At 68.7% G+C, this 13,524-nt stretch carries 12 protein-coding genes; all 12 read left to right on the top strand.

All coding sequences use genetic code 11. From position 1 onward, the window contains the following. Positions 1–182 precede the first annotated feature (182 nt). The 12 genes from EVS83_RS08745 (at position 183) to EVS83_RS08690 (ending at position 13,501) form a co-directional block, all read left to right on the top strand. Positions 183–1,241: a pilus assembly protein PilM gene (locus EVS83_RS08745; protein ID WP_133500664.1), complete on the top strand. Its 1,059-nt coding sequence runs from the start codon at positions 183–185 to the stop codon at positions 1,239–1,241. Continuing rightward, on the top strand, positions 1,241–1,993 hold the full coding sequence (locus EVS83_RS08740) for a PilN domain-containing protein (protein ID WP_133500663.1): 753 nt from the start codon (positions 1,241–1,243) through the stop codon (positions 1,991–1,993). Before EVS83_RS08745 ends, EVS83_RS08740 begins: the two co-directional genes overlap by 1 nt. Next, on the top strand, positions 1,990–2,685 hold the full coding sequence (locus tag EVS83_RS08735) for a type IV pilus inner membrane component PilO (RefSeq protein ID WP_133500662.1): 696 nt from the start codon (positions 1,990–1,992) through the stop codon (positions 2,683–2,685). Before EVS83_RS08740 ends, EVS83_RS08735 begins: the two co-directional genes overlap by 4 nt. Before the next feature lies 1 nt (position 2,686). Beyond that, entirely contained in the window at positions 2,687–3,223 is a 537-nt protein-coding gene (locus EVS83_RS08730; RefSeq protein ID WP_133500661.1) for a pilus assembly protein PilP, read from the top strand. Between the two features lie 19 nt (positions 3,224–3,242). Next, positions 3,243–5,189: a type IV pilus secretin PilQ gene (locus tag EVS83_RS08725; protein ID WP_246022828.1), complete on the top strand. Its 1,947-nt coding sequence runs from the start codon at positions 3,243–3,245 to the stop codon at positions 5,187–5,189. 140 nt (positions 5,190–5,329) lie between these two features. Beyond that, positions 5,330–6,331 (top strand): AAA family ATPase, encoded by a 1,002-nt coding sequence (locus EVS83_RS08720; RefSeq protein ID WP_425456084.1) that lies wholly within the window; start codon positions 5,330–5,332, stop codon positions 6,329–6,331. Between the two features lie 10 nt (positions 6,332–6,341). Continuing rightward, the gene (locus tag EVS83_RS08715) at positions 6,342–7,262 is read left to right on the top strand and encodes a DUF58 domain-containing protein (protein ID WP_133500659.1); all 921 of its coding nucleotides are present in this window, start codon (positions 6,342–6,344) and stop codon (positions 7,260–7,262) included. Continuing rightward, positions 7,262–7,714 (top strand): DUF4381 family protein, encoded by a 453-nt coding sequence (locus EVS83_RS08710; RefSeq protein ID WP_425456083.1) that lies wholly within the window; start codon positions 7,262–7,264, stop codon positions 7,712–7,714. The genes EVS83_RS08715 and EVS83_RS08710 overlap by 1 nt, the downstream gene beginning before the upstream one ends. Beyond that, a complete protein-coding gene (locus EVS83_RS08705; RefSeq protein ID WP_133500657.1) occupies positions 7,711–8,709 on the top strand; it encodes a VWA domain-containing protein in 999 nt (332 codons plus the stop codon). Before EVS83_RS08710 ends, EVS83_RS08705 begins: the two co-directional genes overlap by 4 nt. Further along, positions 8,706–10,394, top strand: coding sequence for a tetratricopeptide repeat protein (locus EVS83_RS08700; RefSeq protein WP_133500656.1), 1,689 nt, complete (start codon positions 8,706–8,708; stop codon positions 10,392–10,394). The genes EVS83_RS08705 and EVS83_RS08700 overlap by 4 nt, the downstream gene beginning before the upstream one ends. Next, the gene (locus tag EVS83_RS08695) at positions 10,391–12,106 is read left to right on the top strand and encodes a BatD family protein (RefSeq protein WP_133500655.1); all 1,716 of its coding nucleotides are present in this window, start codon (positions 10,391–10,393) and stop codon (positions 12,104–12,106) included. Before EVS83_RS08700 ends, EVS83_RS08695 begins: the two co-directional genes overlap by 4 nt. Before the next feature lie 66 nt (positions 12,107–12,172). Further along, on the top strand, positions 12,173–13,501 hold the full coding sequence (locus EVS83_RS08690; RefSeq protein ID WP_133500654.1) for a dicarboxylate/amino acid:cation symporter: 1,329 nt from the start codon (positions 12,173–12,175) through the stop codon (positions 13,499–13,501). The last annotated feature ends 23 nt before the right edge of the window (positions 13,502–13,524 follow it).

The following is a 13,524-nucleotide window of genomic DNA, read 5'->3' as shown; positions in this document are numbered from 1 at the left end:
TGCCCGGCACGACGTCGGATTTCCGGCAACCCCCAGTCTCAACCGTTCATCCAACCCGCGACGGGTTTTTGTCGGCGGCATCACGATTCGTGATGGCCCGGTTGCCATGCAGTGAAAAGTCCGTTATCTAGGCAGTGCCGCGAGAAGTGCGTCCCAACGCCAGTGGCAGGGGAGATTCGATAGTGGGCGTGATCACGAAGAGCCAGCCGGCCCTGGTTGGCGTGGATATCAGCTCGACCGCCGTCAAGCTGTTGCAGCTCACCCGAGCCGGCAACCGCTACCGCGTCGAGCACTATGCGGTGGAACCGCTGCCGCCCAACGCCGTGGTGGAAAAGAACATCGTCGAGGTCGAGGCGGTGGGCGAAGCCATCAAGCGCGCCGTCGCCCGATCGGGCACGCGGGCCAAGGGCGCCGCTGCCGCGGTCGCCGGTTCGGCGGTCATCACCAAGGTCATTCCGATGCCGTCGGACATCGACGGTGACGAACTCGAGGCGCAGGTCGAGCTGGAAGCGGCGAACTACGTGCCGTATCCGATCGACGAAGTGAACCTCGACTTCGAAGTCCTCGGCCCGATGCCAAACACGCCGGACACCGTGCAGGTGCTGCTCGCGGCGTCGCGCTCGGAGAACGTCGAGATCCGCGCCTCCGCGCTGGAGCTGGGCGGCCTGACCGCCCGGGTCATGGACGTCGAGAGCTTCGCGATCGAAAACGCGTTCGCGCTGCTGTCCGAGCAGCTCAAGACGCCGCGCGACGGGCTCGTCGCGCTGGTCGACTCGGGCGCGACGATGACGACGCTCTACGTCCTCCGCAACGGCCGCACGATCTACAGCCGCGAGCAGGTCTTCGGCGGCAAGCAGCTCACCGACGAGGTGATGCGCCGCTACGGCCTGTCCTACGAGGAAGCCGGCCAGGCCAAGCGCCAGGGCGGCCTGCCCGAGGGCTACCAGACCGAAGTGCTGGAGCCGTTCAAGGAGGCGATGGTCCAGCAGATCAGCCGCCTTCTGCAGTTCTTCTATGCGGGCTCCGAGTTCAACCGCGTCGACCAGCTCGTGATCGCCGGCGGCGGCGCCTCGATCACCGGTATCGACCGGATGCTTGAGGACCAGCTCGGCGTGCCGACGATGGTCGCCAATCCGCTCGCGAACATGACGCTGGGGCCGCGCGTGCAGCCGCATGCCCTCGCGCAGGACGCGCCGTCGCTGATGATCGCTTGCGGTCTCGCGCTGAGGAGCTTCGACTGATGGCACGCATCAACCTCCTCCCGTGGCGCGCCGAGCGCCGCAAGCAGCGCCAGAAGGACTTCGGCGTGATGCTGGGCGTCACCGCCGTCGGTGCGCTGGTGCTCGCCATGGGCATCAACATGTATTACGGGGCGCAGATCGACGGCCAGACCGAGCGCAACGCGTACGTCCAGCAGCAGATCGACACGGTCGACAAAGAGATCGCGGAAATCGCGGAACTCAACAAGACCAAGGCGCGACTGCTCGCCCGCAAGGAAGTCATCGAGAAGCTGCAGGCCAGCCGCTCGCAGATGGTCCATCTGTTCGACTCGCTGGTCCGCACCATTCCCGATGGCGTCGTGCTGACATCCATCAAGCAGGACGACCAGTCGCTGACCCTCGAAGGCCGCTCGCAGTCGAACGCACGCGTTTCGACCTACCTGCGCAACCTCGAGGGCTCCGGCTGGATGACCGACCCGCAGCTGTCGGTCATCGAGGCCAAGGGCGAAGACAAGGGCCTGCCGTACCAGTTCAGCCTGAGCGTCAAGCTCGCCGATCCGAACGCACCGCGTGACACGGACGGCGACGGCGTGCCGGATGCGGCGCCGGTGGCACCTGCAGCCGCGACCACCGCGCCTGCAGCGGCCCCGGCAACGACCACGCCTGCACCGACACCTGCACCTGCTGCAAACGGCGCGGCTCCGGCGACGCAGCCGGCCGCACCCGCCGCGCCGGCGCCCGCCGCGTCCACCACTCCGGGAGCCAAGTCGTGAGCCGGAAAATGGATCTCAAGAGCCTCGACTTCAACAACATCGGCTCGTGGCCGCGCGAGGCCAAGGCCGTGTTCTGCGCGATCCTGGGCCTCCTGATCATCGGGCTGTTCTGGTTCCTGTTCATCAGCGACAAGCGGACGGAACTCGAAGGCCTCGAGCGCACCGAAGCCGACCTTCGCCAGACCTTCGAGAAGAAGCAGGGCGAGGCCGCGAATCTGGGCGCGCTCAAGCAACAGCTCGTTCAGATGGAAGCGCAGCTCCAGCAGATGCTCCGTCAGCTGCCGAGCAAGAACGAGATGCCCGACCTCATCGTCGACATCTCGCAGACAGCGCTCGCGACCGGCATCACCAACGAGCTGTTCCAGCCGGGTGACGAGCAGCCCAAGGATTTCTACGCCGAGAAGCCGATCGCGCTCCGGATGGTCGGCACGTACCACCAGTTCGGCGCGTTCATGAGTGGCGTCGCGTCGCTGCCACGCGTGGTCATCATGACCATGCACGACATCTCGCTGAAGCCGAAGAACGCGCAGCCGGGCAATGGCGAGGCCGGCAGCGGTGGGCTCCTGGAACTCTCGGGCACGGTCAAGACCTACCGCTACCTCGACGAAGAGGAAGTGGCGAAGCAGGGCGCGGCCGCGAACGGCCAGGCCCCGGCGAACGGTCAGCCGGCTGACGGCGCGAAGGGAGGCTGACATGAAGACGATGCGATCCACGATCGTCCGTAGCGTCGTGCTCGTCGCCGCCCTCGCGGGTTGCGCACGCGGCGTGACCAGCACGCCGGGCGACGCGCCGAATCTCGAGAAGTGGGTGGCCGAGGTGAGGGCGCGTCCCGCGCCGCCGCTCGATCCGCTTCCGGTGATGCAGCAGTTCGAAACGTTCGAGTACGCCGCGCAGTCGCTGCGCGATCCGTTCAACCGCGCCTTCACCGATGACGGCAGCGGCAACGGCCCGCGTCCTGATTCGGCGCGACGCAAGCAGCCGCTCGAAGCCTTCCCGCTCGACAGCCTCGACATGGTCGGCTCGCTCGGCAAGGGCGCGGGCCTGACCGCACTCGTGATGGCGCCGGACAAGGTGACCTATCGCGTGCGTGCGGGCGACTACATGGGGCAGTCCGACGGCCGCGTCACCGGCGTGTTCGAGGACCGCATCGAGCTGGTGGAACTGGTGCCCGACGGGGCGGGTGGCTGGCTCGAACGGCCGGCCACGCTGGCACTCGACGACAACAAGTGATGTTGAGGGGATGAGGATCATGACTTCGAACAATGCCCAATCCGCAAGGACGGCCCGTCCCCTGATCGGGGCCCGGCTCGCGGGACTCGCCCTCGGCATGCTCGCCGCACTCGGCAGCGTCCAGGCTGCACCGCCTGCACCCGCGGCTCCTGTCGCGCCGGCACCGAGCCTCGACCCGGCCAAGCAGCTGCCGGGCACCGTGTCGGTCGCCGACATCGACTTCAAGCGCAGCGAGGACGGCGCAGGCCGCCTGGTCGTGCACTTCAGCGGCGAAGGCGCGATGCCCGATCTGCGCAAGACCGGGTCGAACGTCGTGGTCGACATCGGCAATGCGCAGCTTCCGGCGAACCTGCGCAAGACGCTGGACGTCAGCGACTTCGCCACGCCCGTGACGCGCATCGATCCGCGCAACAGCGGTGCCGGCACGCAGCTCGTGCTCGACACCAGCGGTTCGTTCGACTCGATGGCGTACCAGACGGGTCGCGACTACATCGTCGAGATTTCGCCGAAGTCCGCGACGAGCTCGCGCGCCATCGGCGGCACGGCCGACGTCAAGGCCGCAGCCGCGCAGATCACCGCCGCGAACGCGACCACGCGCTACGCCGGCAGGCCGGTGACCTTCAACTTCCAGGACGTGCCGGTGCGCACCGTCCTGCAGCTGATCGCCGAGGACTCGGGTCTCAATATCGTCGCGTCCGACACGGTGCAGGGCAACGTCACGCTCCGCCTGATCAACGTGCCGTGGGACCAGGCGCTGGACATCGTCCTGCAGGCCAAGGGCCTCGACAAGCGCCGCAGCGGCAACGTGGTGTGGATCGCGCCGCAGGCGGAGATCTCCAAGTACGAGCAGGACAAGGAGGACGCGCGCATTGCGATCGACAATCGCACGGACCTTGTGACCGAGTACGTGCAGATCAATTACCACAACGCCGAGGCGATCTTTAAGGCGCTGACTGAGGCCAAGGGTATTGGCGGCGGCAGTAGCGGCGGTGCGGGTAGTTCGCAAACGGGCGATACGGGCTTCCTGTCTGCGCGTGGTCGCCTCGTCGCCGACGAGCGCACCAACACGCTCATGATCAGCGACATCCCGAAGAAGGTCGCGGCGATGAAGGAGCTGATCCGCGTGATCGACCGCCCGGTCGATCAGGTGGTCATCGAAGCGCGCGTGGTCATCGCAACCGATACGTTCTCGCGCGAGCTCGGAGCCCGTTTCGGTGTCTCCGGCACCACTCACAACGGCAATGTGGGCTTCAACAGTTCGATCGACAACAACACCAAGACGCAGAATTCGTTGATCGAGGCAGCCAACGCGAACAGCGCGAATCCGCCGCCGAACCCGCTCAAGCTGGGCACCATCACCAAGGGCCTGATGAGTAATCTGGCAGTGACGAACCCGGCGGGCTCGGTCGCGCTTTCGATTCTCAACGCGGGCTACGCGCTCGACGCCGAGCTCTCCGCACTTCAGACCGAAGGCCGCGGTGAAGTGATCTCGAACCCGCGCGTCGTGACGAGCAACCAGCGCGAAGCCGTGATCACGCAGGGTCGTGAAGTCGGTTATGTGACGATCCAGCCTGCCGTCGCTGGCAGCCCGGCCACGCCGAACGTCCAGTTCAAGGATGTCGTGCTTCAGATGCGCGTCACGCCGACGATCACGAACGACGGCCGCGTGTTCCTGAACATGGCCGTCAAGAAGGACGAGGTCGAAGGCTTCATCGATACGTCGATCGGTCAGGTGCCGCAGATCTCCAAGCGTGAGGTCAACACGGCGGTGCTCGTCGAAGACGGCCAGACGGTCGTGATCGGCGGTGTCTACGAGTTCCAGGATCGTAAGGACGTCACCAAAGTGCCGTTCCTCGCCGACATCCCGTGGCTGGGCAACCTGTTCAAGAAGAACGGTCGCACCAAGGACAAGGCCGAGTTGCTGATCTTCGTGACGCCGAAGGTGCTGCACGTCGCGCAGCGCTGATCTGCGAGCGATATGAACGACGAACGGGGCCCTCGCGGCCCCGTTTCGTTTTTCAGGCGGCGGAACGACGTGAAGACGTCGTCGGAACTCCGGCGGCGCGGACCGGTCAGAATGCAGCGATGAACGCGCAGGAACGCCCCATGGATCCGGCCCCCGACGCCGAGCGCCTCCACCGTCTCTTCATTGACCTGCGCGATGCGCTGCAAGGCGAAATCGTCGGGCAGTCGACGCTGGTCGAGCGCCTGCTGGTCGCACTACTCGCCGACGGGCATCTTCTGGTCGAAGGCGCACCCGGCCTCGCCAAGACGAGCGCGATCCGTGCGCTAGCGGCGCGTCTGCATGCCGATTTCGCCCGCGTGCAGTTCACGCCAGACCTGCTCCCGGCCGACCTCACCGGGACGGAGGTCTGGCGTCCGCAGGACGGGCGCTTCGAGTTCCAGCCTGGCCCGATCTTCCATCACCTGCTGCTGGCGGACGAAATCAATCGCGCGCCCGCGAAGGTCCAGTCGGCGCTGCTGGAGGCGATGGGCGAGCGCCAGGTGACAGTCGGCCGAGCGACGTATTCGCTGCCGCCGTTGTTCCTGGTGATGGCGACACAGAACCCGATCGAGCAGGAGGGCACGTTCCCGTTGCCCGAAGCGCAGCTCGATCGCTTCCTCATGCACGTCCGGATCGGGTATCCGGATGCGGACGTCGAGACCGAAATCCTGCGCCTCGCCCGCGAGCGTGCGCGCAGCGTGCTGGAGGGCGCGACGGAAATGGCGACCGGCGCGATCGAGCGCCTGTCGGTCGACGACGTGTTCGCCGCTCGACGCCACGTGCTGTCGCTGCACGTCGCGCCTGCGGTCGAGCGGTATCTCGTCGAGATCGTGCTGGCGTCGCGTGACGCGCAGCGCTACGACGCCGCGCTCGCGCGTCGCATCGCGTGGGGCGCGAGCCCGCGCGGATCGATCGCGCTCGAACGTTGCGCGCGTGCCCACGCGTGGCTCGCCGGCCGTGACTACGTGACGCCCGACGACGTGCGCAGCGTCGCGCCGGACGTGCTGCGTCATCGCGTGCTGCCGAGCTTCGAAGCGACCGCGGAAGGCTGGGACGGCGGCCGCCTCGTCGGCGAGCTGCTCGCGCGGGTGCCGTTGCCCTGATCGCGTCGCCATGCGCACCGACGACACTGTTCCGAACGCCGATGGCGTGATCCCGACGATCGCCGAGCTCGTCGCGCTGCGCGGCGTCGCGGCGAGCCCGCGTCATCTTCGCCGCGTGCGCACGACGCACGCGGGGCTGGCCAATTCCCCGATGCGCGGACGCGGCATGGAATACGCGGAATCGCGCGAATACACGGTGGGCGACGATGCGCGTCACGTCGACTGGCGCCTCACCGCGCGCACGGGCCGCGCGCACACCAAGGTCTTCCACGCCGAGCGCGAGCGCCTCACCTTGCTCGTCGCCGACACGAATCCCGCACTTTATTTCGGTACGCGCGTGCGCTTCAAATCGGTGCAGGCGGCGCGCGCGGGCGCGGTCATCGCGTGGCATGCCGTCGGCGAGGGCGATCGCATCGCGGTCGTGCGCGCGAGCCCTCGCGAGGCGCCGGTGTCGCCCGCGGGTGGCCCGCGCGGTGCGTTGCGTGCGATCGATGCGCTGTCGCGGTGGTATGCGCGCCGGCCCGAGGACGACCTCGGGCTTCCCGCCGCGCTAGAACGTGCACAGCGTTTGTTGCGGCCGGGCGCGCGTGTCGTCGTGCTCGCCGATCCCTCGAGCCTCGAAGCCGTGCCGCTGCATCGCTGGAGTGCGCTCGCACGACATCACGATGCGGCCATCGTGCTGCTGCATGACCCGATCGAGACGTCGCCGCCGCAGATGCGCCTGCCGTTCGCGACGGGTGACGCCCGCGTCGACGTCGCGCTCGACGACCGCGCCGTTCGCGAACGTTGGCTCGCACGCTTCGCCGCGCCGCTGCAGCGTGCGACCGAGGCGTTGCCGGGCCGCGGCATCCGCGTCATGGCGCTGTCGACCACCGATCCGTCCGAAGCCTGTCTCGCGCTGTTGCGCGGGCGCGTCGCCCAGGTGGCTTGATGGCCGACGCGCTGCTGCTTCGCGACGTGCATCGCCCGCCGGCGCCATCGCTCTGGCCGCCCGCGCCCGGCTGGTGGGTCCTTGCCGCGGTCTTCGTGCTCGTCGTCGTGCTGGTCCTCGCCTATCGACGCCGTTGCGCGGGTAGACGCGCGAACGCGCTCGCACTGTTCGATGCGGAACTCGCGCATGCCGATACGCCGACTGCGCGCCTTGCACGCAGCTCGGAGTTGTTGCGTCGCGCCGCGCGTCGCCGACGCATCGACGCCGACCGCCTCGACGGCGACGACTGGCTTCGACTGCTCGACACGCCGACGTTGCGTTTCGTCGAAGGCCCCGGCCGCCTCATGCTCGACGGCGCCTTCCGGCCCGCCGTCGATGCGCGCGCCGCGGACGCCGCGGTGCATCTGGCGCGCGAGCGGTTCGTGCAACTGATGACGGGTCGCGCGCGATGAGCCTGCGCGACGCGTTCGAGCTTCTGCAGTGGCCGATGTGGCTGCTCGCCATTCCGCTGCCGTGGCTGATCGCGTATCTGGTGCCGCCACCGCGCAGCGAAGGCGCCGCGTTGCGCATGCCGGCACCGGAGCGCTTGCGCGAGATCGTCGGCGTGACGACGTCGCGCGCCGCGCGTCGCGGTGTCGGTGTGCTCGCCGGGCTGGCGTGGGTTCTGCTGTGCATCGCCGCGGCGCGACCGCAGCAGCTCGGCCCGCCCGTGCAACCGCCGGCGAAGGGGCGCGACCTCATGCTCGCGCTCGACCTGTCGGGCAGCATGAATGAGCCGGACATGGAACTCGGCGGCAATGTCGTCGACCGACTCACTGCGGCGAAGGCCGTGCTGTCGGACTTCATCGATCGACGCGCCGGCGATCGCATCAGCCTTCTCGTCTTCGGTCGTCAGGCGCACGTGCTCACGCCGTTCACGCTCGATCGCGAAACCGTGCGCGACCAGCTCGCGGACAGCGTGGTCGGGCTCGCAGGGCAGGAAACCGCGATCGGCGACGCCATCGGGCTGGCGGTGCGTCGCCTGCGCGACCAGCCGACCGGCGAGCGCGTGCTGGTGTTGCTCACGGACGGCGTCAACACCGCGGGCGTACTCGATCCGCGCAAGGCCGCGCGCATCGCGGCCGACGCGGGTGTCCGCATTCACACCGTCGCGTTCGGCGGCGAGGGCGGCATGTCGCTGTTCGGCTTCCGCATCCCGGCGCCGGGCGGCGACGACGAAATCGACGAAGCCGCGTTGCGCGAGATCGCCGGCACGACAGGTGGGCACTTTTTCCGTGCGCGCGACGCCCGCGAACTCGCGGGCATCTATTCCGAGATCGATCGCCTCGAACCGATCGCGCGCCCCGGTCGCGCCGTGCGCCCGCACATCGAGCGCTATCTGTGGCCGCTTGCGGGCGCATTCGTGCTCGCCCTGCTCGCAGCGGTGCAGTGGAGGCGCAGCGCATGATCGCGCTCGGTCCGCTCAATTTCCTGCGCCCCGAGTGGCTGTACGCGCTGCTCGCACTGCCGCTGCTGTGGTGGTGGCTGCGGCGGCGCCGTGCGGAAAGCGCGACATGGCGTCGTGCCGTGGATCCCCACCTGTTGCCGCATCTACTGGTCCGAGGCAACGCATCGACGCACCGGCTCGCTGCCATCGCCGCGACGCTTGCGTACACGCTCGCCGTCGTCGCGCTTGCCGGCCCCGCGTGGCGACAGGTGGATGCACCGACCTGGGAGGCGCGGGAGCCGCTGGTCGTCGCGGTCGATCTGTCCAGTGCAGTGCTGGCGACCGATGTGCCGCCCACGCGTCTCGCGCAGTTGCGCGCGCGCCTGACGCGACTGCTGCAGGCCAAGCACAGCGGTCCGATTGCCCTCGTCGCGTTCGCTGACGACGCATTCACGGTTGCGCCGCTGACCGACGACGCCGCAAACGTCGCGCTGTTCGTCGATGCGCTGGAGCCCGCCGTGATGCCGGTCGATGGCCAGTCGCCCGCGCGCGCGATCGCGCAGTCGCGCGAGTTGATCGAACGCGCCGGGTTTCCGCGCGGCCGCATCGTGCTCGTGACCGATCACGCGGACGGCACCGCACAACGTGCCGCACGCGATGCACGCGACGCCGGCATCACCGTTTCGGCGCTGGGCGTCGGAACGCCGGCCGGCGCCGAGCTGCGCACGCTCGGCGGCCAATCCGTTCACGTGCAACTCGATGAGGGCTCGATGCGCGGGCTCGCAAGCAACGGCGGTGGCGACTATGCGCCCCTCGCGCTCGACGGCAGCGACGATGCGGTGTTCGCGACCGGCGAGGGCGCGGCCGCACGGCGCGGTCTCGGCGGCGGCCGCACCTGGGCCGACGAAGGCTTCCGCCTGGTGCCGTTCGTCATGCTGTTCGCGTTGATCGCGCTCGCGCGCCGACCGCGTGCTGCCGCGCTGTTGCTCGTGGTCGCACTGCTGCCGCGGCCGTCGCTCGCCGCCGATGTCTTCCTCCGCGCCGACCAGCGTGGGTGGCGCAGCGTGGACCGCGGCGTCGACGCCTACCGTCGCGGCAAGTTCGACCAGGCGGCGCAGGACTTCGCGAAGGCCGACACCGCCGACGCGCACTACAACCGCGGCAATGCGCTGGCGAAGGCCGGCCATCTCGAAGACGCGGTCGCGGCGTACGACGAAGCACTGCGCCGGCAGCCCGGTATGGCCGACGCGATCGCCAACCGCGCGGCCGTGCTGCGTGCGATGAAGAAGCCGCCGCCGAAGGGCGGGCAACAGCAGCAGCCCGGTCAGCAGGGCGGGGCGTCGTCGCACGCGCAGCAGGGCCGCAATTGCGCGCCCGGCGACAGCAGCTGCAATCGTCAGTCGAACAATCAGCAAAACGCGAAGGGCAACGCACCGAAGCAGAACGCGTCGTCCCCGCCCAAACCCGCCGATGCTAAGCAGCAGGCGAAGGCAGACGCCGCGCAACGCGAGCGCATGCAGCGTGCGTTGCAGCAGGCGCAGGCGCAACAACAGAAGGCGCCCACGCAGCCGATGACACCGCAGCAGCGCGAGCGGCGCATGTCCGACGAAGCCGCGCTCATGCGCGTGCCGGACGAGCCGGGGACCCTGCTGCGCGAGAAGTTCCGCCTCGAATACGAACGCCGTCAGCTCGGAGGCGGGCGATGAGCCGTGTGCTGCGCGCGCTGCTTGCGGTGATGCTGCTCGCATTCGCCGCGAACGCGGTCGCCGAGACACGCGCATGGCTCGATCGGGACCGTATCGCGCTCGGCGAAACGACGACGCTCAATGTCGAAACCGACGCCAACGCCGCGCCCGACTACGCACCACTGCTGCGCGATTTCGACCTCAGCGGGCAGGCGAGCCAGCAGCAGCTGCAATGGGTGAACGGACAGCTCAGTCGCCGCAGCCTTTATGCCGTCGCGTTGCGGCCGCGACGCGACGGTCTGCTCAACATTCCGACGTTGCGCGTGGGCGGACAGAACACCGCGCCGTTGACCTTGCTGGTGACCACCGCGCCAACAGCGCCCGCTGTATCCGGCGACGCCGACGTCTTCATCCAGAGCGAGGCGGACGCGCAGGATCCCTACGTGCAGCAGTCGGTGGGCTGGGTGGTACGCCTCTATTCGGCGATCCCCTTGATCGCGGGACAACTCGACCAGCCCGAACCGAATGGCGCGAGCCTGCAGCGTGTCGGCGACGACGTGCAGTACCGGCGCAACGTCAATGGGCGCTCCTACGTCGTCACGGAACGCCGCTTCATGCTGGTGCCCGAGCGCAGCGGCGAACTCGTCGTGCCGCCTGCGCGCTTCGAAGGTCGCGGCACGGGCAACGCGTTCGACCAACTGTTCGGCGACGGCCAATCCCAACTGCGCGCGGTCGCGCGCCCGCGCATCCTCAACGTCCGCGCGATTCCCCCGAACGCACCGACGCCGTGGCTTCCGCTGCGTGCGTTGACGATGCGCTACGCGGAGCAGCCGACGCAGGCGCGTGCCGGCGCGGCGGCGACCATCGTCGTCGAAGTGGAAGCGGACGGCGCGGGCGCTGCGCAATTGCCCGACGTCGCGATCGCCAGCACGGACGCTGCGCAGGTGTTTCCGGAGCGTCCGCAGACCGACGAATCGATGGTCGACGGCCGCCCGCATGTGCGCGAGCAGCGGCGCTTCTCCGTCGTGCCGACGCGCGCCGGAACCGTTGTCATTCCGGGCCCGCGCATCGACTGGTGGGATGCCCGCGCCGGTGAAGCGCGTTCAACGCGATTGCCGCCGATCACGTTGACGGTTGCGCCGGGCGCGGTGACGCGTGACGCGGCGTCGGCGGATCGAGGTGCGGCGCAATCAGGCGTTCCGTCGGCGCGCGCGCTGGACCGGCGCGTGGTGTTCGGTGCGATTGCCGCCGTCGCGATTGCGCTGCTCGCGCTCGGCCTGATGTGGCGGTCACGCGCGTCGCGTGGCGCGGTCGCAACGCCAGCGGGTGCGGCGTCGTCGGCCAGCGAGCTTTCGCCGTCAGAGTCGACGACGACGTCGCAGTACGGTGTCCGGCCGGGGGCGACGGCGTCCGCCGCAAACAGCCACAAAACAGAAAGCGCGTCGCCGGGACCCAGCCTCGCGCGCATTCTCGAGCTCGGCGATCTCGCCGACATCGACGCCACGCTGCGTCAGCTTGCAGGTCCCGGCGTCGCCGATCTCGACGCCGTCGCTGCGCGTCTCGACGACGATGCACAGCGGGATGCGGTCCATCGCCTGCGTCGCGCCCGCTGGGGCGGTGGCGATCCGGCCGACGCGCGTGCGCGCCTGCGCACCGCATTCTCATCCGGGCCGCGCTGGCGCACGGCGACACCGGTTGCGCGCGATCCGCTGCCTCCGCTCTATCCCGACTGATCGGGTCGACCGCCGTGCGCGGAAGCGGCGCTTTGTTAAGCTCGCCGGGCTTCGATGGAGATGCCCATGCACGCAACGACTTCCACCGCACGCCGCGGCCTTCCCCTGCACATCAAGGTGATGCTGGGCTTCGTGCTGGGCACGGTCATCGGCCTCGCGGTGCACGCGACGTCGCCCGACGCGCCGTGGGTGACGCATCTCATCGACTATGTGCTCGGGCCGTTCGGCCAGATCTTCCTCAACCTGCTGTTCATGCTCGTCGTCCCGCTGATGTTCTCGGCGCTGGTGCTCGGCGTCGCGGAACTCGGTGACATCGCGAGCCTCGGCCGGCTTGGCTGGCGCACGCTGATCTATACGGGCGTGGTAACGGGCGCCGCGGTGCTGATCGGCCTGGTCTGCGTCAACCTGCTGCAGCCCGGCACGCACATGTCGCCCGAGCTGATCCAGAAGGCGATGAGCAGCAACCTCGCGAAGGCGAGCGAGATCGCCACGCAAGGCAACCAGCTCAATATCATGGACCTGCTGGTCAACATCGTGCCGCACAACATCGTGAGTGCGATGGGCGATGACAAGCAGAAGCTCGGCATCGTGTTCTTCGCGCTGATGTTCGGCATCGGCCTCGTCATGCGGCCGACGCCGGGCACCGAAGCGTTCAAGAACGCGCTGCACGGGCTGTTCGAAATCTCGATGCACCTCATCGGCATGTTCATCAAGCTCGCGCCGTACGCGGTGTTCTGCTTCATGTTCAAGCTGTGCGCGCGCCTCGGCATCGACGTGCTGCTGAGCCTGGGCTGGTTCGTCGTCACCGTGCTGCTGGCGATCGCGATCCACGGCTTCGTCGTGCTGCCGCTGTGGGTGCGCTTCATGGGGCGCATGTCGCCGATCGCGTTCTTCCGCGGCTCGCAGGAAGCCACGCTCACCGCGTTCGCCACCGCGTCGTCGACGGCCACCCTGCCGGTCACCCTGCGCGTCGCCGAAGAGAACCTGCGCCTGCCGCGCAAGGTGTCGCGCTTCGTGCTGACGGTCGGCGCGTCCGCCAACCATCACGGCACCGCGTTGTTCGAAGGCATCACCGTGCTGTTCCTCGCGCAGGTCTACGGCCTGCACCTCGGCGTCGGGCATCAGCTCATGGTGCTGGTGCTGTGCATCCTCGGCGGCATCGGCACGGCGGGCATTCCGTCGGGCTCGCTGCCGGTGATCGCGATGATCTGCGGCATCGTCGGCCTGCCGGCGGAGGGCATCGGCATCATTCTCGGCGTCAACACCTTCCTCGACATGTGCCGCACGGCGCTCAACGTCACCGGCGACCTCGCCACCGCAGTCGTCGTCTCCGAGCGCAGCGGCCACGCCGAGGTGCCGGACACGCTGCCGACCGAAGGCGGCCTCGGCCACTGAGCGAGCGGCCGGGCAGAGGCGGG

Origin of the sequence: Cognatilysobacter terrigena, from assembly GCF_004361065.1 — a bacterium.
Classification (GTDB): domain Bacteria; phylum Pseudomonadota; class Gammaproteobacteria; order Xanthomonadales; family Xanthomonadaceae; genus Cognatilysobacter; species Cognatilysobacter terrigena.
Note: the sequence above shows the minus strand (reverse complement) of the source record. Positions and strands in the feature narration are given on the sequence as shown.